Annotated in this window: 25 protein-coding genes; 3 read left to right on the forward strand and 22 right to left on the reverse strand. The window is 37.6% G+C overall.

Going from position 1 to position 21197, the window contains the following annotated elements; genetic code table 11:
- Positions 1-362 precede the first annotated feature (362 nt).
- Entirely contained in the window at positions 363-1280 is a 918-nt protein-coding gene (xerA, locus tag L1994_RS03950; RefSeq protein WP_278100387.1) for a site-specific tyrosine recombinase/integron integrase, read from the reverse strand.
- A 1009-nt stretch (positions 1281-2289) separates the two neighbouring features.
- Between xerA and mutS the strand changes: the two genes are divergently transcribed.
- Positions 2290-4935: a DNA mismatch repair protein MutS gene (mutS, locus tag L1994_RS03955; RefSeq protein WP_278100388.1), complete on the forward strand. Its 2646-nt coding sequence runs from the start codon at positions 2290-2292 to the stop codon at positions 4933-4935.
- Positions 4932-6791, forward strand: a complete 1860-nt coding sequence (gene mutL / locus L1994_RS03960) for a DNA mismatch repair endonuclease MutL (protein WP_278100389.1) — start codon at positions 4932-4934, stop codon at positions 6789-6791. Before mutS ends, mutL begins: the two co-directional genes overlap by 4 nt.
- Positions 6792-6840: 49 nt before the next feature.
- On the opposite strand, the gene L1994_RS03965 is transcribed toward mutL, so the two are convergent.
- Both L1994_RS03965 and L1994_RS03970 read right to left on the reverse strand, forming a co-directional pair.
- Positions 6841-7404, reverse strand: coding sequence for a DUF308 domain-containing protein (locus tag L1994_RS03965; RefSeq protein ID WP_278100390.1), 564 nt, complete (start codon positions 7402-7404; stop codon positions 6841-6843).
- A 134-nt stretch (positions 7405-7538) separates the two neighbouring features.
- Positions 7539-8105 carry a HemK2/MTQ2 family protein methyltransferase gene (locus L1994_RS03970; protein WP_278100391.1) on the reverse strand — a complete coding sequence of 189 codons (567 nt, stop codon included), beginning with the start codon at positions 8103-8105 and terminating at the stop codon, positions 7539-7541.
- Positions 8106-8225: 120 nt separating this feature from the next.
- Between L1994_RS03970 and L1994_RS03975 the strand changes: the two genes are divergently transcribed.
- Positions 8226-10055, forward strand: coding sequence for an ATP-binding protein (locus tag L1994_RS03975; protein WP_278100392.1), 1830 nt, complete (start codon positions 8226-8228; stop codon positions 10053-10055).
- 85 nt (positions 10056-10140) lie between these two features.
- On the opposite strand, the gene rsmA is transcribed toward L1994_RS03975, so the two are convergent.
- From rsmA to purN, 19 genes are all read right to left on the reverse strand, one after another.
- Positions 10141-10911, reverse strand: a complete 771-nt coding sequence (rsmA, locus tag L1994_RS03980) for a 16S rRNA (adenine(1518)-N(6)/adenine(1519)-N(6))-dimethyltransferase RsmA (protein ID WP_278100393.1) — start codon at positions 10909-10911, stop codon at positions 10141-10143.
- Entirely contained in the window at positions 10908-11471 is a 564-nt protein-coding gene (locus L1994_RS03985; protein ID WP_278100394.1) for a DUF655 domain-containing protein, read from the reverse strand. Before L1994_RS03985 ends, rsmA begins: the two co-directional genes overlap by 4 nt.
- Before the next feature lie 24 nt (positions 11472-11495).
- Positions 11496-11846 carry an RNA polymerase Rpb4 family protein gene (locus L1994_RS03990; protein WP_278100395.1) on the reverse strand — a complete coding sequence of 117 codons (351 nt, stop codon included), beginning with the start codon at positions 11844-11846 and terminating at the stop codon, positions 11496-11498.
- Positions 11847-11868: 22 nt separating this feature from the next.
- On the reverse strand, positions 11869-12162 hold the full coding sequence (locus tag L1994_RS03995) for a 50S ribosomal protein L21e (RefSeq protein ID WP_278100396.1): 294 nt from the start codon (positions 12160-12162) through the stop codon (positions 11869-11871).
- Positions 12163-12164: 2 nt separating this feature from the next.
- Positions 12165-13418: a tRNA pseudouridine(54/55) synthase Pus10 gene (locus L1994_RS04000; RefSeq protein WP_278100397.1), complete on the reverse strand. Its 1254-nt coding sequence runs from the start codon at positions 13416-13418 to the stop codon at positions 12165-12167.
- Positions 13415-13984, reverse strand: a complete 570-nt coding sequence (gene trmY / locus L1994_RS04005) for a tRNA (pseudouridine(54)-N(1))-methyltransferase TrmY (protein WP_278100799.1) — start codon at positions 13982-13984, stop codon at positions 13415-13417. Before trmY ends, L1994_RS04000 begins: the two co-directional genes overlap by 4 nt.
- Positions 13984-15312, reverse strand: coding sequence for a signal recognition particle protein Srp54 (locus L1994_RS04010; RefSeq protein ID WP_278100398.1), 1329 nt, complete (start codon positions 15310-15312; stop codon positions 13984-13986). The genes trmY and L1994_RS04010 overlap by 1 nt, the downstream gene beginning before the upstream one ends.
- Positions 15312-16454: a signal recognition particle-docking protein FtsY gene (ftsY, locus tag L1994_RS04015; protein ID WP_278100399.1), complete on the reverse strand. Its 1143-nt coding sequence runs from the start codon at positions 16452-16454 to the stop codon at positions 15312-15314. Before ftsY ends, L1994_RS04010 begins: the two co-directional genes overlap by 1 nt.
- A 28-nt stretch (positions 16455-16482) precedes the next feature.
- Positions 16483-16917, reverse strand: coding sequence for a prefoldin subunit alpha (gene pfdA, locus L1994_RS04020; RefSeq protein WP_278100400.1), 435 nt, complete (start codon positions 16915-16917; stop codon positions 16483-16485).
- The gene (gene rpl18a, locus L1994_RS04025) at positions 16907-17098 is read right to left on the reverse strand and encodes a 50S ribosomal protein L18Ae (protein ID WP_278100401.1); all 192 of its coding nucleotides are present in this window, start codon (positions 17096-17098) and stop codon (positions 16907-16909) included. The genes pfdA and rpl18a overlap by 11 nt, the downstream gene beginning before the upstream one ends.
- A gap of 14 nt (positions 17099-17112) precedes the next feature.
- The gene (locus tag L1994_RS04030; protein WP_278100402.1) at positions 17113-17772 is read right to left on the reverse strand and encodes a translation initiation factor IF-6; all 660 of its coding nucleotides are present in this window, start codon (positions 17770-17772) and stop codon (positions 17113-17115) included.
- 1 nt (position 17773) lies between these two features.
- Positions 17774-18037 carry a 50S ribosomal protein L31e gene (locus tag L1994_RS04035; RefSeq protein WP_278100403.1) on the reverse strand — a complete coding sequence of 88 codons (264 nt, stop codon included), beginning with the start codon at positions 18035-18037 and terminating at the stop codon, positions 17774-17776.
- A 5-nt stretch (positions 18038-18042) separates the two neighbouring features.
- On the reverse strand, positions 18043-18195 hold the full coding sequence (locus L1994_RS04040) for a 50S ribosomal protein L39e (RefSeq protein ID WP_278100404.1): 153 nt from the start codon (positions 18193-18195) through the stop codon (positions 18043-18045).
- On the reverse strand, positions 18196-18804 hold the full coding sequence (locus L1994_RS04045; RefSeq protein ID WP_278100405.1) for a DUF7411 family protein: 609 nt from the start codon (positions 18802-18804) through the stop codon (positions 18196-18198). It lies immediately after the preceding gene.
- On the reverse strand, positions 18804-19142 hold the full coding sequence (locus L1994_RS04050; RefSeq protein ID WP_278100406.1) for a DNA-binding protein: 339 nt from the start codon (positions 19140-19142) through the stop codon (positions 18804-18806). The genes L1994_RS04045 and L1994_RS04050 overlap by 1 nt, the downstream gene beginning before the upstream one ends.
- Before the next feature lie 17 nt (positions 19143-19159).
- Complete coding sequence (locus tag L1994_RS04055) at positions 19160-19609, reverse strand: 30S ribosomal protein S19e (protein ID WP_278100407.1); 450 nt, start codon at positions 19607-19609, stop codon at positions 19160-19162.
- 261 nt (positions 19610-19870) lie between these two features.
- Positions 19871-20110, reverse strand: a complete 240-nt coding sequence (locus L1994_RS04060) for a YhbY family RNA-binding protein (protein WP_278100408.1) — start codon at positions 20108-20110, stop codon at positions 19871-19873.
- Positions 20100-20426, reverse strand: a complete 327-nt coding sequence (locus tag L1994_RS04065) for a ribonuclease P protein component 4 (protein ID WP_278100409.1) — start codon at positions 20424-20426, stop codon at positions 20100-20102. The genes L1994_RS04060 and L1994_RS04065 overlap by 11 nt, the downstream gene beginning before the upstream one ends.
- Before the next feature lie 158 nt (positions 20427-20584).
- The gene (gene purN, locus L1994_RS04070) at positions 20585-21190 is read right to left on the reverse strand and encodes a phosphoribosylglycinamide formyltransferase (RefSeq protein ID WP_278100410.1); all 606 of its coding nucleotides are present in this window, start codon (positions 21188-21190) and stop codon (positions 20585-20587) included.
- Between the last annotated feature and the right edge of the window lie 7 nt (positions 21191-21197).

Genomic DNA, 21197 nt, shown 5'->3' on the forward strand with positions numbered 1-21197 from the left:
ATTATGTTATTTTTTTGATAATTGATCTGGAATCAGCACAATAACAGCTGCACAATAATAACAGTCTATATTTTCATTAAATAAAAGAGATGAAATTTCCAGGCAGGCTTTATGAATAAAGATGTGAAATGATTCAGGACAAAATGTAAAAAATAATGAATCAGAAAAAAAGTTTGGCTCTTCGTCAGATCGTGTGGGTAGTTATTACAACTTCTACTGAATCATCCGGGTTTTCAGCAGGATTATAACACATTCCTTAATCTAACTGATCAATTCCTGAGATTTCTGGCTGAATTGCTGATCCAACTGATTAAATTTCACCCATTCAAAACAGCGAAGAGCCAAAAGTTTGTTTGAATGGTTTATTGCTCTTTATTGTTTGAAAGGGGGAAATACCTGTTGTAAACCTGTTTTCTTTCATCAATGTCTGTATGAAGATAAATTTCAGTGGTCTGAATTGAACTGTGTCCCAGATTTTCCTGAACAACACGAAGGTTTTTTGACCTTTTATAGAGTTCACTTGCATAACTATGACGTATTTTATGAGGTGTTATTCCCTGTGGTGCGTACTTAGTGAATATGTGTTGAACAGTTCTTGGTGAGAGATTATTGCCCATCTGCCCTTTAAATAAAGGTCCTTCAATCTCTCCTTTTGAGTATTCCTCAATTTCTCTTAGAGTTTCATCGTCAACAAAAACAATTCGTATTTTACCTCCCTTTCCTCTGACTTTAATTGTGTGATCCTCACAATCAATATCTTCTATATTTATAGAACACAACTCTGAAACCCTGACGCCTGTTGCATAGATTGTTCTAATTATTAGTCTGTCTCTTATATTTGAGATGGAATCAAGGAGTTTTAGCACCTGATTGTGTTTTAGATACCTGATTTCTTTGTCTTTTATCTTTGGCCTGTCTATTCCAAGCATTGGATTTGCGTCAATTGCATCCTGAGTATAGCAAAACCGATAAAATGAGCTTAATGAAGATATTACTCTCTGAAGTGTTGCAGGTTTATAATTTTTTTGCGATGAAATAAACAAGAGAAAATCATTGATAATAATCGGAGCTGAATCAATTTCTGTATCCAGTCTTGCGTTTTTTAAATCACTCCAGTAGATAACAAGTTTATCAGGACCTCTGTTTCTTCTAATCCATAGATAATAACCAAATTTTCTTATCACTTCTTCATAGCTTTTGATTGTCCTGGGAGAATAATTCCTCATTTTGAGGTGGTAAACAAAACGCTTCAGCCATTCTGAGAAATAATCGCCCTGCATGCTTTATTCTTTAATATCTCTTTATAAATAATCTTTACGCAGAATATACATTCTGCGCAAAAATTGGATTTTAGAAAAATTAATAATTTATCATCAGAAGTTCAGGTAATATTCAGAAAAATTTTCATTTCTTTTTGTTGAATGAAAAAAATGACAAAAAATGTCTGATAAAAATTATCCCGTATTACATTATATCAGATAGACAAAAACTGCAGCCATCTTAACAAATTTAGTTATTGATAGTAACTGATTCGTTGTTAGTGCGGCCGACTTTACCTAAAGCCCATACTTATCAGATATATTGAATAATGATGAAAAATATTCATAACCTGTATTAAGAACCTTAATTGAATTTTGATTTAAAAAATATCTCAAATTTATAGAGCAAATCAGTTCAGTTACATCTCCTGTTTTATCAGGTTGTCTATAATGATTGTAACAATCTACAAAATGAGAGGTTTGTTTATCTACATAAAAAAAAGCTCTTATACATTTCCAGGATTTACCTCTCGCTTTATTCTTCTTTAATCTCTTTAGAAATCGAAGTTTTTTTTTGTTCCTGGTAATATCCTGGTCAGACGGTCTTAATTTTTGACCTTTCCCTGACGTAACACAAAAAAATCTTTCATTATCGCTTTTATTCTATTTATGGTCCTTTAAAGTCCTTATCAGGAAGGACTGATTTTTTTTATTATGTTTTTTTATCTGCGTTGGAAGAACTGTGGTTTTTTATAAGGAAAAACAGTGTATTGTATGCAAATTTCACAATTGCAAAATAAATTCCTGGTATTGCGCATAAATTCTCAGATAAAAAAAAGTACTCATAAATCGTATGATGCTATATATTGAGTGTTGGCATAGTATCTGAAAAACCGATGGTATGAGTCAGTATTGAAATCTCAGTTTTTTATTTAAGTTAGCATCATATGGTTTATTGGCAAAGTGACGGCAACAAAAAATGTCAGTCTCAAAACAAGTATATTGCAAAGAAAACAAAGATAATAATAGGATGAGCAAAGAAGGACCAACACCTGCAATGAGGCAGTTTTACGAAATAAAGAAGAAATATCCGGGAACTGTTCTTTTTTTTCAGATGGGTGACTTCTATGAAACTTTTGGCGAAGATGCAGAAGTAGTTTCAAGAGAACTGGAAATTACCTTAACATCCAGAGGAAGGGATTTGAATGGTGAAAAAATGCCTCTCGCAGGTGTTCCCATTCATGCCGGAGAATCCTATATTGCACGCCTTGTTCGAAAAGGTTACAGAGTTGCCGTATGCGACCAGATAGAGGATCCTAAAAAAGCCAAAGGAATTGTAAAACGTGATGTTGTCCGTATCATAACTCCCGGAACAATAATTGATTCCGGAATGCTTGGAGATTCAGGCCCGTCATATCTGATGTCGATATTTCCTGACAAAAAAAGGGAAGAATATGGAATTGCTTTTCTGGACATATCAACAGGAGAATTTTTTATAACATCCTGTGACTCCTCTTTTGGATTATCAGATTTAAATTCAGAAATTGTAAAGTACCGTCCTTCTGAGTGTATTGTTCCTTCTTTTTCATCTGATGATTTAACCGGCAATCTCGAAAATTATGGAATTATAGTAACAAAATGTGCTGACTCTTCATTTGAACTTGAAAACGCAGAAAATTACCTTAAAAATCAGTTCAAAGTTTCATCCCTAGAGGGTTATGGATGTATCGGAATGGATAATGCAGTTCGTGCGGCAGGTTCATGTCTGCTTTATGCCTGTGAAACCCAGATGACAGAACTTGACCACATCAGGGGTTTCTCCACAAAAATAACATCAGGAAATATGTTTCTTGATGCAATAACACTCAGAAACCTGGAGGTTTTGGAAAACATCAGATCAAAAGGTGTTGATACATCATTATTTGGAATACTAAATGAGACAAAAACACCGATGGGGAGCAGAATATTACGAAAATTCCTGACTGCTCCTTTAATTGATAAAGAAGAAATAGAAAATCGTCTTGATGCAGTTTCATATTTTATCAACCTCCCTCTGCTTCGTGATTCTGTAAGATCAGGCCTTAATAGATTTTCAGATATTGAAAGAATTGCTGGCAGAATATCATATGGAAATGCAGGACCGCGTGATCTTCTGGCACTAAAAAATTCACTTGAAAAAGCATCTTATGTAAAAGAGTCATTTTTGTTATCTGAATTAAAAAAACCTCAGCTGATTACAAAATCACTTGAAAACATAAGTGATATGGAAAACCTTCGTTCATTAATTGAAAGTGCAATCTGTGATGAGCCTCCAGTTTTAGCAAGAAACGGTGGAGTGATAAAAGAAGGTTATGATAAATCACTTGATAATTTAAGAAATATCTCTATATCCGGAAAAGACTGGATTGCCTCATTTCAACAGACAGAACGTGAAAGGACAGGAATAAAATCATTGAAAGTCGGCTACAATAAAGTTTTTGGCTATTTTATTGAAGTAACAAAATCAAATATCAGACAGGTGCCGCCTGAATACATAAGAAAACAGACAACTGCGAATGGTGAGAGATATACAATTCCAAAATTACAGGAAAAAGAATCTTTGATTACAAATGCAGAAGAAAAATTAACAGCCCTTGAATATGAGCTTTATCAGAATTTAATTGAAAAACTTAAGGTTCACATAGATACAATTCAGAAAACTGCGAGAAACATAGGTCTGATTGATGTTTATTGCACTCTTGCAGGGATTTCTCATTCAAACAATTATGTTCGTCCGGTAATTGAGGATTCAAATCGTCTCTTGATAACCAACGGCCGTCATCCTGTTGTAGAAAGAAATCTTCAGTGCAGTTTTGTACCAAACGATGCCGACATTGACTCGTCAGAAAACCAGATATTAATCATCACCGGCGCTAATATGGCAGGAAAATCCACTTACATGCGTGAAGTGGCGCTGATATGCATAATGGCACAGATGGGATGTTTTGTTCCGGCTGATAATGCAGTAATAGGAATTGTAGATAGAATTTTTACAAGAGTAGGAGCATTTGATGATCTTTCAAGCGGGCAGAGCACATTTATGGTTGAGATGCTCGAACTTGCAAATATCCTAAACAATGTAAGTGACAAAAGTCTTGTAATACTTGATGAAATTGGAAGAGGTACAAGCACTCTGGATGGTTTTTCCATAGCAAAATCTGTTTTGGAATTTTTGCACGGGAAAGGATCAAATGGTCCGAGAACTTTGTTTGCAACGCATTTTCATGAAATGGTTGACATAGAAACAGAGCTTAAAAGAGTAAAAAACTACCACTTTGCGGTAAAGGAAACAGGAGATGATGTGGTTTTCCTAAGAAAGCTTATTCCTGGTGCAACTGACAGAAGCTATGGTATTCACGTGGCACGGCTTGCAGGAATACCAAAGAAAGTAATCACAAGATCTGAGACGATTTTAAAGGATGAACAGGAAAAACAATACAGCCTGCAACCAGGCAAAAAGATTCCACGATACACTCAGCTTCTCTTGATGGACAACCCTGAGCCCGAAGCATCTCCAAAACATGATTCAATCCTTATTAAGAAAATAAAAGAGACTGATCTTGATTCTATGAGTCCACGCGAGGCTCTTGCATTTTTGTATGAATTAAAAAAGGATTCAGGAGCTGAAAATAATTGAATAACTTAAAAGTAAAGCAGAAACAGAACCAGATACATCTTCTTGACGAAGCAACCATAAACAAAATTGCTGCCGGAGAGGTGGTTGAGCGTCCTGCATCCGTAGTAAAAGAGTTAATTGAAAATTCTCTTGATTCAGGCGCTACTTCAGTCAGAGTTGATATTGGTTCTGACTCAGGAGGAATATTTCGTATAAGAGTTTTTGATGACGGTTCAGGGATGGACAGGGAATCTGCAATTTTATCTCTTAAGCGTCATGCAACAAGTAAAATTAACAATGTATCTGATCTTTTGCAGATTCATACTATGGGTTTTCGTGGTGAGGCGCTTGCCAGTATTGCAGGAGTTTCAAAATTAACTCTTATAACCAAAGTTCATCTGCCCGATGTAATCTCCGGTACGAAAATTGTTGTTGAGGGCGGCAATATTCTGGATATAAGCGATGCAGGATCACCTGAAGGAACATCGGTTCTTGTAGAGAATTTATTTTTTAATACTCCTGCAAGAAAAAAGTTTTTAAAATCAAGACAGACTGAATTCAATCATATTTACAATGTAATTGAACAAACTGCAATTGCAAACCGTGATGTTTCATTCCAACTTGTTCACAATGGAAAGGAAAAACTTTCTACCATAAAATCAGGTTCTTTAACCGAAACAATTGCATATTTATATGGAAGGGAAGTTGTAGAAAATCTTGTACCTCTAAAGTCAGCAACTTCGTTTATGAAGGTTGAAGGATTATGCTCTCTGCAAAGCTTAAGTTATTCAAATTCAAAGCAGATTTTGATATCAATCAACAACCGTCCTGTTTCTTCACCAATGATATTAAAGGCTGTTAAGTCTGGATATGGAACTCTTCTACCAAAAGACAGGTACCCTGCCGCTTTTATAAATTTGACAATAGATAAGAATATTGTCGATGTAAATGTTCATCCTGCAAAAAGAGAAGTAAGGATGTCAAGGGAAAATGAGATTTTTAAAGAAATTTCATCTGCTGTTAAAGAGGCACTTGAATCCGGAAATTTAATTAACAGCGGTTCTTTAAATAATTCAAAATCTGCTGATAACAAAAAAACATCACAATACACTTTTAATGATTCAGCAAAACCGCTTTTTTGTGCTGACTCTGAAACAGTTTCATACAAAAAAGATAATCTGGCAACAAATCCTGCTACTGAATCAAAATCAGAATATCATCTACGTTTTACAACAACTGATAATCAGTTAAGGCTTACTGAAAATTTTGATGAAAATGAACATGAGGTAAAGCTTCCGGAAATGGAAGTTTTGGGCCAGTTTGACTCAGCTTATATCATTGCGGAAATAAAGAATCAAAACAGCGAAGAACTTGTCATAATTGATCAGCATGCGGCACATGAAAGAATTCTTTATGATCAGGTGTTAAAGGTGAGAGATTCAGGGAAAAAAGCACAGGAACTTTTAGTTCCTGCAATACTTACACTAAAGACCCGTGAATCAGAAATTTTAAGTGAAAGTCTCCCGATGATAGCTGATGAGGGATTTTTAATTGAGGAATTTGGGAAAAACACATTTGCTGTAAGATCAGTACCGCTGGTGTTGGGAAAAAGAATCGGGACTGAAATCCTAAATGATATACTAACAGATTTAATGGATGATAATTTAAAAACACTTGAAGCAAAAAAAGAGAAGATAACAACTACAATTGCATGCCGTGCGGCAATAAAGGCAGGTTCTAAATTAACTGATGAGCAGATGAAACGTCTTATAAATCAGCTTTCAAGGACAAAAACACCCTATACCTGCCCTCATGGAAGACCGACTATGATTGTTTTTTCAAGATCAAAACTTGATTCTATGTTTTTGAGAAGCTGAAATTTGAAATAACACTAAAATTTTTTTAAAACAAAAAAAAGTAATTTTTTCAGGCGCTTAATCTGCCCTGAACCATAAACCCTGTTATAATCTCGACAATACCGATTGCAATAATAAACAGACCTATCACCTGAACAATCAGAATTGTTCCAAGCATCGGAAATATTATCAGACAGATACCAAGGGCAATTGCAATAATTCCTGCTAATAAAAGGAGTAGTCTGTACCATTTGTTTTCAGCCTCTGCAGTAAGGCCAAGCCAGAGGTCACCAAGACCGTTTAAAAATGCCCATATTGCAATTAATACAGCTATTGTGATCCATAATATTTCAACGTTTAATACAGCAAGTAACCCTATAATAAGGCCAATAATCCCCAATATAACAATCATTATTTTTGATTTCCCTGAATCCTTGTTTGTAAATCCTTTAATGATTGTTGAAATACTGAAGAGAATAATAAGCGCTCCGATGAAGTATGCGAATAAATCCAGGAGCAGTGGTGCCCATACAAGCGCAATTCCCCCGAAAATGATTGCTATCAGGCCCTGTAGAAGAAAAACCCACCAGTTTATTGGTGAAAATTCACTTTCAATAACTACAACTTCTTCCATTTAATCCTCGTTTATTTTTACCTGATTTATTACTTATATATGTTGTGGAGAGATAATATTCAGATATCTACAAAGAAACATTGTCGGGAAAGATGAGAAAAAAAGCTGTATATATCTTATTATTTAAAGTATGTCTAGAATCTGCACATATCAAAAATAATTCTCATGACATATAGTGTTTCGTCATCTAATTTTTTTTCCGCAATAATGTATGAGAGAAAACCTTTTGAATGAAAAATTTGTGCAGTTTCTGAAACCCCTGTGAGAGATGAAATAAGCAGCAGACATCTGCCGGTTTTAGACATAAAACCGGCAAGCATTCCGGCGAATTGCTCTATTGTCTCACGTCCTGTAATTCCACCGTCAAGTGCATATTCAAGCCAGTCATCAATTTTTTCTTCCGGTGCTGTTGGAAGATAAGGCGGATTGAAAAGAATAAGAGAGAATTTTTTATTAAGGCAGGACATTAAACTGCACCTTATAACCTCAACTCCCGCTTCTTTTGCCATTTTACATGCATGCGGATTGATATCAACGGCAATTGTATCTTTTGATATTTTGCAGATTTTTCCGGAGATAAAACCACTGCCAGTTCCAACTTCAAGAACATTATCGTTGGGCATTATATCTTTTAAGGCATATTCCAAAAGCAGATATGTATCTTCTTCAGGCTGGTAAACCTGTTTTTTGTAGTCATGCATAAATTATAACATCCTGAACCACGTTCATGAAAAAAATTCCTGTCAGAACAATTGTATTCTTATTTATTAAACAAATATTGTTAAAAGCTTTCGAATACAAATATCGGGATAAGAAAATATATGGATCTTAAAATAGGTAAAGTAGGAGGGCGTGATTTTCATGTCAATGCACAGGAGCTGGTGACCGGCAGGACCTGCATTATCGCTCAGTCTGGCGCAGGCAAAAGCTGGAGCATAGCGGTTTTATGTGAAAAAATGTGCCGGAATGGAATTGGCTTTTGCCTTATCGATACTGAAGGAGAATATTACTCTCTTAAAGAAAAATTTGACAATATATGGTGGATAGGAGCAGAAGGAGGTGACTCTGAGTGTGACGGGATAAAGATGGATTATGATATTGAAAAGATAAATATTCATCATATTCTCAAAAGAGCAGTCTCAGAAAGCATATCTGTGATATATGATGTATCTGAAGTGGATATGATACCGCGTGTTACGAAAATGGTTCACGCTTTATATGAAGTAGCAACTGATCAGAGAAAACCATATCTTTTAATTGTTGAAGAGGCTGACAAGTTCATTCCCCAGTCAAAGGATTCAATAAAAAAAATCGAAGAAATATCAAGGAGAGGGCGTAAGAGAGGCCTTGGTCTTATGGTTGCAACCCAGCGTCCGGCGATAGTTACAAAAAATGTTTTGTCCCAGTGCAATAACCAGATAATTGGTAAGCTTTCAATAGAAAATGATCTTAAGGCTGTCGGTCTCTTTTTCAGCTCAAAACAGGAGGTTGAGGAGCTGACAACTTTAAATCCCGGTGATTTTTTTGTCATGGGAAATTTAACCCATGAAAAAACCAAGATGAGATTTGGAAGACGTGAGACACAACATCGAGGTCTGACTCCTATTCTTGAAGAAAGAGATATTCTGCCTGATGAAGAAATTGAAGAAATAGAAGAAATAGAAGAAATTATTGCAGAATCAGATAACGATGACACGGGAAGTATTTTCGACGATGATAATACTGCTGATTCAGAAGAATTTAAATCAGATTCTACTGAGATTTCAAAGATAGAAGATAATTCAGTGGCAGTCGCTGAAAAAATAGCTGAAGAAAAAAAAGTCAGGAAAAAAACAGAAACTGCAACCCCGAAGAAAAAAGTTTCAGGGCAAAAGAGTACTTCAGTAAAACCAAAGACTCTTGTTGCTGAAAGAATAAAAAAAGAGACTGTTTTGCCTGTTCTTCAAAGAGATGAGGCACTTGAAGCCGCACTGGGCAAATTAAGGAAAAAAAGACTTGGTTTTGGCGCTGAAGAAAAACTTATCTCAGCTGATTTGATTTATCTCCCTCTTATTAATATCTCTGTTAAATACATAGGAGGAGTCTTTAAAAAAACAACACGCAAATCGCATTTTTTAATTGATGGCAGAAACGGTATGTGTGCAGATATTTCTTCAGGAATTAAATTCAGACCATGTTTTTCAGAATATGTCGGTCTTGATGAGGCATGTGTTGCTATTCTTAGCAGTATGCCCATAAAAGGTGAAACCGATGCAGGCATTGAAGCTCGAACACGTTTTGATAAAAAAACAGTTGAGAAATCGTTGTCTAACCTTGAAAATAAAAAATTAATTACACAATCCGATACTATTGGTGAATCAGACAAGCCTGTATACGTTCCACTGGTTTCACATTCGCTTCCATCGATAAAATCAAAGGAAGCTGTATTTGATTTAAGAATGGGACCTGTTGATGGAGGATTTATTGAAAAACGGACTATAGAGGAGAGCGATATAAGGATAATTCTCAAAGTAATTGAAGCCACATCTGAAATTGTTGATTTCAGCACTTTTTATTATCCTGTATTTAAAATCACAGCGGCATCAGGTTATGAAGAACGAACTGTATATATCGATGCTGTTACCGGAAAAGAGGCAAATCTTGATTTATAACTAAAATTGGATATTATAGAAAATTAATTTTTGATAGTGCTGAAAGATTCAATGAGAAGATTTCTCATGAATATTTGTATTTATTTTATTCAACGGCGTTTGAGAGATCTGAAAATTCCTTTAATGTCAGTTCTTCAGGACGTTTTTTTAATATTTCATCCGGACTTTTATAGATTATCTCTTTCACATTATCTTCTCCAAGAATGTGAGATGAGATCTTAAGTGCTTTTTTTAATGTTTTTCTTCTGTGTGAAAAAAGTTCACGCACTAATTTTGCATAAAAACTGCGGTCTTTGATTGGATATGTAAGTTCCTTTTTTGGAGTGATTTTCACAACCATAGAATCAACCTCCGGCGGAGGAGAGAATGATTCTGGAGAAAGCTCCAAAAGAGGCATTACTTTTGCATAAGTCTGAACCATAATAGATAGTCTTCCGCAATTTGATGTTCCGGGAAGAGCAATCATTCTTTCTGCAAACTCTTTCTGATACATTAAAACAGCTTCAGAAAAACCAAGTTCCAACAATCTGAATGTGATTTTTGAAGATGCGGAGTATGGCAGATTTGCCACAATCTTTTCAAAGGCGGGGAGCTCGCATTTTATTGCATCTCCGTGAATCAGCGTGAATCTGCCTGATTCAATCTCTTTTTGGAAAACAGATTTTAAATAGGAAGTTAATGTACCATCAAGTTCGATGGCAATAACTTCTGCTCCCCTGTCTAATAGAGCACGTGTTAATACACCTCTGCCAGGGCCGATTTCAAGGACTTTTACACCTTTTACATCACAAAAATCTGATATTTTTTGAACTGCATCTTCATCAGAGAGAAAATGCTGATCATGTGGTGCTCTCATTTTGATGTAAACAGATGATACTTTACATTAGGATCTTCTATTTCTTCGAGTATCCTTTTTACAATCATCTGATCCGGGTGTGGAATTGACTTGATACGTTCGCTTATATCAGCAAAATTTTCAAAAGGCTTTTTTTCGCGTTCTTCAAGTATTTCCCAGAGTAATTTCTTGCCTATTCCCGGAAGAAGATGAAGCATATGCTGTTTTGAGGTTATAGGCACGGCCTTGTTGAAGAAATCAACATACCTGCCTTCGTTTTCCTTAACAATTGTTTCAACAGCATATGGCAGCTCAAGTTTTGCAGTCTGGGTAAGATCAGTATAGCCTATGCGCCTTTTCACTCTCTCAATTTTGTCTCTTTCCTGATCTCCGATATAGACTCTGTCAATAGCCTGAAGATCAGATACTTTAGGCACAAGTTCAAGGAGTTTAAACTGTTCAATACCCATAGCCTGAACCAGCGGCTCCTTTTTAAACTGAGGGCGACGTGAATCGCCTATACCTGTCATAGGAAGGACATCAATAATTACTGCATAAAGCTCTTTCTTGTCACTTTTCATAAAAGGAAAAACCCCCCTTTTAATTTAGAAATGAGCCAATACAAGGTCGAGAATCTCATCGAGTTCCTCGCCTGAGAGGGTAAAGCGCTCTTTTGCATATATTGCACGGAGCTCATCCCTTGATTTAGGCATAACTGATGCAATCCTGAATGCAATATCGGGCTTCATCTTCTCAAGGGTTTGTAATTTCTCAACAAGTTCCCTTGATTTCTCAGCGCTTGTTTTGGAGAGGTGATTGGCATGCTCGATGCTTCTACGCAGTTCATATGACATCTCTTTTCCGGATTCAAGGCGTGCAGCCTCTACTTTAAGCAAAGACTCGCGCAATTCCGGAAGTGTAATCCTCTCTTCGTTAATAATACCTTTTACTTTCATGCCAATCACTATTGAAAAATGATTATAATTTCTGTGGTTTTAGATGTTGTGGTCTTGAGACGACAATTTTTGTTGCATTACCGTCTTTTATTTCAAGCATCCATGCGCGTCCCTGCTTCCCAAGAATTGTACCTGTTCTTCCATGGAATCTGCGGTGTGGCATGCCTGACTGAACACTTGGATCCACTACTATGTGAACCTTTTGTCCTTCCTCAAACTGCTGAATTACAGTTGTTACGGGTGCAAGACCGCGTTTTCTGAGATCTTTTTGATATTTATAGCGTGTTTTCTTTCTCTGACCATTGTGATGTGCCATGTTTAACTCTCCAATTCATTCTGGTTCTCAGGAACTATTCCTTCAACCATTATAACATCAAGACTGGCAACGTGAGCCGGGCATCCGAGCTTTTCAGAAAAACTCGGTTCAGTCCTGCCGTTGTCACCTGATATGAGCTCTTTGATGTAAAGACCGGCATCTCCAAGAATTGTTATTCTAAACATGCCGTCTTCAACATCAGTACACTCAATATCAAGACATTTGCGTTTTCGTATGAGATCTGCTCTTCTATGTGATACTCTGTCAGGGGTGCGCTGGTTGATTGTCATCCCTTTGAGGTCATTAAGGGCGGATTGCACGTCATTTATCGAAATATCGCCGTCTACTTTTACCAGAATGCTGTACTTTTTATGCGCTTTGCCGGATTTAAGGGTTTCCACCTCACGCCTGTCACTAATGTGATCCAGAGTAATTTCAACTCTTTTATCAGCACTTTTGTTGACAAGCGCTTGTAAATCTTTCAACGGAACGCTTCTGATTTTAGGTTCAATAAGTTCAATTACAAAGGGTCTGCCTGTACCAAGCATTCTTGCATCAATATCTTCTCTTCCTGCACCGTGAAGTATCGCATCTGTTGCATTGCAGGCATCCATGATAGGTCTTCCAATCAGCTCTTCAACTGAATCCTGATACATTTTGCCTGTAAAATTGCACCTTTCACAACCTTTGCCGTGGCATTCTCTGCAATACCAGCGTGTCTGCGGGATACCTCTTTCATACTTCATGTAGCGGCCATAAATGTAGAGAGAATTTACCTGGACGTCTACCTCTTCTGAAGCAATATCACAGACAATTACAATATCCGGACGTTTGAAATCCACCTGACTTTTTGTAATTGCACTTACTGCTTTACCTGTTTCCCTGTTGAATTCTGCTTTTATCGGTTCCGGATGCAAAAGAGATAGATCTGTCCATACCATCTCTTCACTTTCTGTTACAAGAGGAGGTACTTTACATCCTACAAGAATTGTTTTGTGTTCGTAAGGCTCTAAGGCTTTTTTTATCTTTTCAGCCCAGAATTCTGTTTTATCAAACAGGTTTCCGCAAATCCAGCAGACTTCTTCTTCTCTTGTATAAGGCAGATTCTTCTCTAGTGCAAGAGTAATTCTAAGTGCATTCCCTCTTTCAGAATTTGAAAGGCCGTGTGAACTTTTACCGAACATTCTTCCAAGACAGTGATCGCAGACAGGCCCGTATTTGAGTATTTCTTCTGCTGTTTGTAATATATCGCTCATAGTTTTCTCCTGTCAAACTCGTTTAGGATGACAGTTATTGTATGGTCGGCATGCATGACCTTAGGGCCTGCAGATATTTTTGGCAGGTCTATTATAAGTTCAGTTTCTTCATCTGTAAAGTTTAGATGATCAGATAACAAATATGAATCCGGGACATTTTGGATATCACGTATATCTTCTCCATTTTCATCTAAAATTGTAACATCTATCTCTTCAAGTAGAGTTTTGAGACCACCTTTTCGTATATACACTCCGGGTGTTGATTCTCTGAACTTTTCGCCACAGGGAAGGGTTAGTGCCTTTTTAATGAGCGCTCCTGTGCTTCTTTCATCAGGATTTAAGCGCTTTACCTCATTTCCTTTAATGAGTATAGTTATCGGCGGGTTTGGCTCTCCCAAAAGAATAAGATAGCACCAAACATCCTCTCTTAGAGAGTGTGAAAGAAAAAAGCAGGAATTTACAGATCTGCATAAAACATCCATTCTTCCTGCGCTTCCCGGCATATCATTAAGGGAAAATTCTCCGGAGGTCGTTGCTTTATGACCGGTTATAATAAAGCGTTTAATCAATTCTGCATCCCGCCGAATTTCTTCATCATACGCTGCATATTGAATTTTCCGCCGCCCATTCCTTTAAATCCTTTAAGTGTGCGTTGCATTGTTTTGTAATATTTCAAAAGCTCTCTGACTTCTTCCGGAGTTGCACCTGCGCCTGTTGATATTCTCTGGACACGCGAACCGCTTATCATTGACGGATTGTCAAGTTCAGCATTTGTCATTGAGTCCATTATAACCTTGTAGCGTTCCATTTTTTTCCCGGTTACATCAAATGCATCCTGAGGGATTTCCAGACCGCCAAGAGGAAGCATGGACATGACCTGCTTTAAAGGCCCCATTTTTTTGAGTGATTCAAGCTGTTTGTACATATCACGAAGGGTGAATTTGCCCTTCATCATTGCATTAACATCAAAATCATCCTCACCCATTGCCTCTTCGGCACGCTCCATTAATGCACGGAGATCGCCCATTCCAAGAAGACGTGATATAAATCTGTCAGGATCGAAGCGTTCGAGATCTTCGATTGTCTCTCCGCTTCCGATAAATACAATTCCAGAACCTGTTTCAGCAACAGCGGAGAGCGCCCCTCCTCCTTTTGCAGTACCGTCCATTTTAGTGATTATTACACCATCGATACTGATTGCTTCATGGAATCTTGCTGCCTGTTCGCGTGCCTGCTGGCCCAGTGCCGCATCAATAACAAGCCAGCGATGAGTTGCTTTTGTAATATTGTTAAGCTCAATTATTTCATCAATAAGTGAGTCTTCAAGTGCATGTCTTCCCTGAGTATCAATAAGCAAAACTTCGGTGTTTTTAAGCTCTTTAATTCCGGCTTTGACAATTTTTACTGCATCTGTTTCTGCAGGCTCACCATAGCAGGGAACATTGACTTTATTGCAGAGTGTTTTTAACTGATCATATGCGCCGGGGCGGAAAACATCGGCGCATATTACACCGACACGAAGACCTTTTTTTTGGAAGAAGCGGGCAAGTTTGCCTGTTGTAGTTGTCTTTCCGCTTCCCTGAAGACCTGCCATAAGAATAGTCTGCGGGCCGAGTGTCACTTCGCATTCTTTGCCCATCAGTTTTACAAGCTCCTGATAGACTATTCGAAGAACATGCTCACGCACATTCATACCTTTTGGCGGCTCTTCATCAAGAGCACGTTCTTTTATGGATTTGGAAAGACCCATTACGAGTTTAACATTGACATCTGACTGAAGCAGGACTCTTTGAAGATCTTTTACAAGTTCTTCAACTGCGGCTCTGTCAATGACAGTTTTGCCTGCCAGTTTTTTCATTGCATCCTTAAGACCGGTACCAAGACGGTCAAGCATCAGATATCAGCTCCAAGTAATTCATTAACTATTTTTTCAGGCTCAAAAGGTATTACATCATCGTATCCCTGGCCTACTCCAAGAAACATAATGGGCTTTTTAATCGTGTGCGTTATTGATATTGCAGCACCGCCTTTTGTATCCATATCTGCTTTTGTCAGAACAACAGTGTCAGTTCCAACTGCGTTGTTGAATTCTTCTGCTCTTATTACAGCGTCATTTCCTGCAACTGCCTCATCAACATATGCCACAATATCAGGTTTCATAACACGTCTGATTTTTTCAAGCTGATTCATCAGGTTAGCGCGATTGTGAAATCTTCCTGCAGTGTCTGCCAAAACCACATCAATATTATGTGCTTTGGCATAGCTTACTGCATCAAAAAGAACTGCAGATGGATCAGCGCCTTCCTGGTGATTAATTACCTTAACACCTACTCTTTCTGCGTGAGTCTTCATCTGTTCATTTGCACCTGCACGGAATGTATCTCCTGAACCAATTACAACAGAATATCCGTTATTTTTCAGATAATGTGCAACTTTTGCAATTGTTGTGGTTTTTCCGGCACCATTTACACCTGTAAAAAGTATCTTTACTGGCTTTTCGTGTAAATTGATATATTCAGTTAATGAAAACCCTTCTCCTAAAACCTCCATTAAAGCCTCTTTTAACGCAATTTTTACAAAATCTTCAGATGAGGTTCTTAATTTGCGCTTCTGGCCGACAATGGATTTTTTCATATGAGAAATAATCGTATCAACGGCATCAAATGCAACATCATTTTCAAGAAGAATCATCTCAAGTTCGTCAAGAGGTTCCTGAATGTCCTTTTCAGAGAGAAGAATTTCCCTTTCAGTTACAAGAACTTTTAATTTTTTAGCAAAAGATGCCTTTTTTGGTTCAGTTGGAGATACTTCTGCAGGAGATACAGATAATTCGTCTGCATCGTGTAAAATCTGATTTTCAGAAAAGGAATTTGTTTTCGTTTCAGCTTTTTGTTGCGTTTCTGTTACTTCCAAAACAGCTGACGGGATTTCCTTTTGTAAATCCCCTGTAGCTGATTCGTTTGCAATAGATTCGTCTATACTTGATCCAAATTTTTTTGAAACGCCTTTAAGTTTTTCTTTAAGAGACTTGAACATAACTGATCAGAGCTCATTTTATGCCTTTTTATTCCTGCATTTGTTTGTATGCAGACTCAATCTTTTTAGCAATATCATTTGCCTGTTTCTGCATTTGTGAGATAGACTCAGTTATCTTTTTCTCAAGTGCTTCCATCTCTTTGGCACGGTCGGCAAGGTATGATGCCGTATCTTCACAGCTTTTTTCAACTACAACATCTGATCCGATGTTTAAGAGAATAACATCCTTTTCAACCGGTTTTACCTTAATAGATGCACCGCCTCCCAGTTGTAGGAGAACAGTATTTTCAGGATTTTCTTTAATAGTACTAATTGTGTCAACCGCAGTCAGGGATTCAAGTCTGCGCTGCTCAATCATCTGAAGCTGAGCTGAGTATGCCTCTATCTCCTGTCCAAACTCGTTTAGGTACTGTTGAAGCATCTGTACTTCACGAGGGTCAACTTTTTCCAAATTACTCACCATCTATAAGTCTGACACCGTCTATTTTAATATAATTTCTCTTTAAACGGTGTTTGCTTCCGATAATTGTATAGATTCTTTCGGTAGCCTGTTTTTCGTTTGGTGCAAATACTTCTTTTTTGAAAGGCTGATAATCAAAGCCGCTTTTAAAGTTGCCCTGCACTTCAAATTTCTGGTCTGCCATTTTATAATAACTCCTTATTCAAATCCGAATACTTCTTCAATTCTTCCAAGTTCATAGCCGCTTGTGGAGATTCCTGCAAGATATGACTTACTGTTGGCAATAAGTCCTGTGCCAACAAGACTACTTCCCATATTAACAGTGCCTGTTCCTATCGGAAGTGATGTTATATCTTCAATTTCTTTTATTTCCTGAGCCGTTATTCCCGGACTTACAAGAATACCTGTGTTTGTTGCAACCGCAGCCATACCAACTGTCGGTATTCCTCCTATAGTCATCATAACTACAGGAACGTCTAAAAATTCAGATATTTTTTCTGCATATCTGTCCGGAAGATTTGGATGAACCAGTGCAATCTCATCATTTGCAAGGATAATGTTTCCAGCAGCATTCATTGTTCTGCTCAGAAACATTACATTTGAACAATTTTTTAAGACTGCAGATTCTTCCGGTGTTGCAAGACCGCTTGTAATAAGTCCGTTGCTGTTGCCCACAAGCAATGAGCCTATGATCGAACTTCCCTGTATTGTGGTTTTTATTACCTCAATACCAAATTTTTTCTCAACAGCACTCACGTATTCTTCCGTAGCATTAAGCGGTACAACCGCAAAGTCCTCGAATACACGTGTGTACACACCTATATTTTCGTCACCGGCAAAGTCGATCGTTTCTAACATTTTACTCTTCGGCAAGTTCAGCCTGAACCTGACCGTCCTCAAATTTCATCGCACGAACGCGAATCTTTCTGGGTGGTTTTTCGCTTCCGCGTTCCCAGATTTTCTCGTTGATGCTTGCATCTATTTTTATGTCTTCACTTTTCATGTGCTGTGCAAGAAAATCACGGATTTCTTTGATTGCTCTTGGACTGCGCTTCCAGCGTGGAGCCTTTTTTACATCTCTAAGAGGGATAATGTAAATTTGTTCTTTTAATACATCTGCCATTTTGCTCACACCTTTAATTTACTGCGTCTCCAGTTGCGTCTGCAAGGGTGAGTCACAACATTACGCTTTGTCTTAATCATAACCCATGCTGGCACACGGCGGTTTTGCTCGCATGCTTTGCCAAGTCTAATTTTTCTTGCTTTTGTTACTTTGCTCATTTAAATATCACCACTTTGATTTTTGCAGGCTTTTTTGATAACGAGAGACTGCTCATGGTGGCCTGGAAATATTTTATATGGATCTGTTTCTTTGGCATTGAATGCCGCACGGATTTCATTTTCATAGTCCCCGTTTGTAATTTCGCCTGTTTCACCGTATAAAACGATGAAGTGCTTTTCTACAAGGCGGTTGACTTCTCTTCTTCCAAATCCGAGCAGAGGCCGCACGAGGGCGCAATTATACTTTCCTTCAAGGCTTTGAACCTCAGCATAATTTAGCATGGGCACACGGTCATTCAGTCGTGTCCCGTCCCCTATTACATCATACTCCTGACAAAGAGCATTGATGGCGCATCTGTGCACAAAGTTGATGGCTTCGTTTGGATATCCGCTCTCAACCATCATATCCATAACAATACTAAGCAGTCCTTCTTCAAAGACTCTTTTTTTCAGAGGTAAACCCAGAACTTCCGAGGCTTTTTCAACACCTGTAATCTGTGTATTTTTGTCAAAGACAAAGGTGTTGAGTTCTACTTCATAGTCTCTTGAAAGCATAAATGCCGCAAGAGAACTGTCCTTGCCTCCGCTGAAGAGTACTCCGGCTTTCATTACCTGCGTGTGATGTTATAATCTTTTTTCTCCGGTACAAGTTGTTGTAGAAGTGCTTTTAACTGGTCATCAGTTATTCGCCCTCTCAGCCGTCCACTTTGAGAAAGCATGACAAGCTGTTGTTCAACAGCTTTTGCAAATTCCGGTTTGGTCAGCTTAATGGTGTTTAAACGTTCACGTGCTTCCGGTTCGAGAATCTGCATTAATACAAGATGTATTTGGGCTTCAGCCTGTTTTTGTCTTTGAAGCTCTTCTTCCATACCAGCCTGATCCATCTGTTGGCGCTGGAGTTCTGCCATACGTTTTCTACGAATTTCTGCAAGTTCATCGTCACCCATTAATCATCACCAAAATATTAGTATTTGCTCAATCCGGGAATCTGTTCGACAACTTCTGCTTTAGCACTATTTGCAACACTGTCCATGAACTTTCTGCCTTCTGCAGAAATCACACGGCCTTCAGGTGTGTTTTTGATATACCCTGCAGATTCGAGCTGCTGAAGGAGTTTGCGTGTTACAGAACCTGAACCTCTCTTAAACTGGTTTGGTTTTGTGCCTCTGTTTTTCTTTCCGCCATAAAAGGATCTGAGTCTCTGAACTCCGACCGGTCCGTCAATGTATACACGGCGCATTACTGATGCGGCTCTTGTATACCACCAGTCTTCTTCTTTTGGCGGCATCTGTTTGTGAACGCCTGTTTTGGCAAACTCTGCCCATACCGGTGCCTTTATCGAATCGAGCTGTTTAAGCTCGCCAGCCACTTTTGCGATTAAGACATCCGGTGGAATATCATATACTGTTGTCATTTTCTAACCACTCTCTAATTTATGCTAAGCGTCGTAACCTGACGATTTCGGCGTTTTTTTAGGTAGATGCCACGGATGATACCTACGTTTAATTAGCAGTCTCTATATATTGTAAAGATATGTTTTTATACCTTTTGAGATAGAATTCAGAATTTTATTCGCTCAAATCAGAATTACTTGGGAAATATATTCCAAAAAAATAGCAATTGTCTTAAAATATTATAATCCGGGCCTATATTTTCTTATTTTAGATTTTTTCATTTAATTTTTTTTTTCAAGGACCATTGTCCTTCCACGCACCTGAATCAGATCAGTTCCGCTTTTTTCTGCAATGCTTTCCGGATCGATATCCGTGTTTTTCAGCCATTTTATTTTTATTATTCTGTTACTTTTTACCTGACGGCGGATTTCTTCAATGGTATTTTCAGTGCATCCTTTTTTCCCGATCCAGAGAGTTGCCTTTAGCTGGTTCATCTCTTTTTTGGACTCTTTATTTTTCATTTAATTTTTTCTCCGATAATGGATACCTGCGAATATTACCACAGGTTTTGCATGTTATAATTATTTTGCCTCTATAAATTCTTGCAGTCATATTAACACCTGGTACAAGAAGATTATAGCACTTTCTGCAAAATTTTCTGTTATATGGTTTTGGAATTCTGATTCGGTATTTCATTGAGATTTTTCTTGCATGCTGTATGCAGTTATTTGCCAGTGGCGGAGATTTCTTAAAAAAATCATCGGCAACTTCAAAAAGACGAATAATTCTCTCTTTTGCTAAAGATTTTTGTTTTGATTTGTCATTCCTTTTTGCCATGATATTTTTTTAACTCCGCTTATGAAAAATTAAAATCATTCCAGATGTCCGGTTATATTTGATCTTTATAGGTATAATACAAATGGTATCAATCTCTAAAATAATATGAATTTGCGGTATATTCCGGATTGTTTTTTAATTATAGCTACTCCATATGATTAATCAAGAATTTTTACCTTTCTTCCTGAGATTTTTATTTTATCTTCACAAAATAGTCTGAGTGCATTTGGAAGTGCAATATGTTCTTCTTTTAATATTCTTTTTGTCAACGATTCTTCATCGTCTTCAAAAAATACCGGAACAACATGCTGAAGAATAATCGGCCCTGTATCCATTCCTTCATCGACAAAATGAACTGTGCATCCTGCAACTTTAACACCGTAGTCAATGGCCTGCTTTTGTGCATGAAGTCCTGTAAATGCCGGCAAAATTGCAGGGTGAATGTTAATCATTTTTCCTGCAAACTCTTTTGCTGTTTTTGGATCCAAAAGACGCATATATCCTGCAAGGACAAAAAGATCCGGATTTATCTCCATCATTGTTTCATGAAGATTTTCGTTATATTCATCTCTTGACTGAAATGAATCAAAATCAAGAATTCTTACAGCTATTCCGGCTTTATCTGCTCTTTTTATAGAATAGGCACCGGGCTTGTCTGTTATCAGGCAGACTATCTCTGCTTTAATGTATCCGTCATTAATCCTGTCAAGGATTGCCTGAAAATTAGAACCTCTGCCTGAAGCAAGCACTGCGATGCGTTTCATGTAAATA

It is taken from the genome of Methanomicrobium antiquum, assembly GCF_029633915.1.
In the GTDB taxonomy this organism is placed as follows: Archaea; Halobacteriota; Methanomicrobia; order Methanomicrobiales; family Methanomicrobiaceae; genus Methanomicrobium; species Methanomicrobium antiquum.

Bases quoted from the DNA above. Each gene is read 5' to 3' on its own strand.
- xerA (WP_278100387.1), bottom strand. From the start codon at position 1,280: ATGCAGGGCGATTATTTCTCAGAATGGCTGAAGCGTTTTGTTTACCAC.
- mutS (WP_278100388.1), top strand. From the start codon at position 2,290: ATGAGCAAAGAAGGACCAACACCTGCAATGAGGCAGTTTTACGAAATA.
- L1994_RS03965 (WP_278100390.1), bottom strand. From the start codon at position 7,404: ATGGAAGAAGTTGTAGTTATTGAAAGTGAATTTTCACCAATAAACTGG.
- L1994_RS03970 (WP_278100391.1), bottom strand. From the start codon at position 8,105: ATGCATGACTACAAAAAACAGGTTTACCAGCCTGAAGAAGATACATAT.
- L1994_RS03975 (WP_278100392.1), top strand. From the start codon at position 8,226: ATGGATCTTAAAATAGGTAAAGTAGGAGGGCGTGATTTTCATGTCAAT.
- rsmA (WP_278100393.1), bottom strand. From the start codon at position 10,911: ATGAGAGCACCACATGATCAGCATTTTCTCTCTGATGAAGATGCAGTT.
- L1994_RS03985 (WP_278100394.1), bottom strand. From the start codon at position 11,471: ATGAAAAGTGACAAGAAAGAGCTTTATGCAGTAATTATTGATGTCCTT.
- L1994_RS03990 (WP_278100395.1), bottom strand. From the start codon at position 11,846: ATGAAAGTAAAAGGTATTATTAACGAAGAGAGGATTACACTTCCGGAA.
- L1994_RS03995 (WP_278100396.1), bottom strand. From the start codon at position 12,162: ATGGCACATCACAATGGTCAGAGAAAGAAAACACGCTATAAATATCAA.
- L1994_RS04000 (WP_278100397.1), bottom strand. From the start codon at position 13,418: ATGAGCGATATATTACAAACAGCAGAAGAAATACTCAAATACGGGCCT.
- L1994_RS04010 (WP_278100398.1), bottom strand. From the start codon at position 15,312: ATGCTTGACCGTCTTGGTACCGGTCTTAAGGATGCAATGAAAAAACTG.
- ftsY (WP_278100399.1), bottom strand. From the start codon at position 16,454: ATGTTCAAGTCTCTTAAAGAAAAACTTAAAGGCGTTTCAAAAAAATTT.
- pfdA (WP_278100400.1), bottom strand. From the start codon at position 16,917: ATGGTGAGTAATTTGGAAAAAGTTGACCCTCGTGAAGTACAGATGCTT.
- rpl18a (WP_278100401.1), bottom strand. From the start codon at position 17,098: ATGGCAGACCAGAAATTTGAAGTGCAGGGCAACTTTAAAAGCGGCTTT.
- L1994_RS04030 (WP_278100402.1), bottom strand. From the start codon at position 17,772: ATGTTAGAAACGATCGACTTTGCCGGTGACGAAAATATAGGTGTGTAC.
- L1994_RS04035 (WP_278100403.1), bottom strand. From the start codon at position 18,037: ATGGCAGATGTATTAAAAGAACAAATTTACATTATCCCTCTTAGAGAT.
- L1994_RS04040 (WP_278100404.1), bottom strand. From the start codon at position 18,195: ATGAGCAAAGTAACAAAAGCAAGAAAAATTAGACTTGGCAAAGCATGC.
- L1994_RS04045 (WP_278100405.1), bottom strand. From the start codon at position 18,804: ATGAAAGCCGGAGTACTCTTCAGCGGAGGCAAGGACAGTTCTCTTGCG.
- L1994_RS04050 (WP_278100406.1), bottom strand. From the start codon at position 19,142: ATGGGTGACGATGAACTTGCAGAAATTCGTAGAAAACGTATGGCAGAA.
- L1994_RS04055 (WP_278100407.1), bottom strand. From the start codon at position 19,609: ATGACAACAGTATATGATATTCCACCGGATGTCTTAATCGCAAAAGTG.
- L1994_RS04060 (WP_278100408.1), bottom strand. From the start codon at position 20,110: ATGAAAAATAAAGAGTCCAAAAAAGAGATGAACCAGCTAAAGGCAACT.
- L1994_RS04065 (WP_278100409.1), bottom strand. From the start codon at position 20,426: ATGGCAAAAAGGAATGACAAATCAAAACAAAAATCTTTAGCAAAAGAG.
- purN (WP_278100410.1), bottom strand. From the start codon at position 21,190: ATGAAACGCATCGCAGTGCTTGCTTCAGGCAGAGGTTCTAATTTTCAG.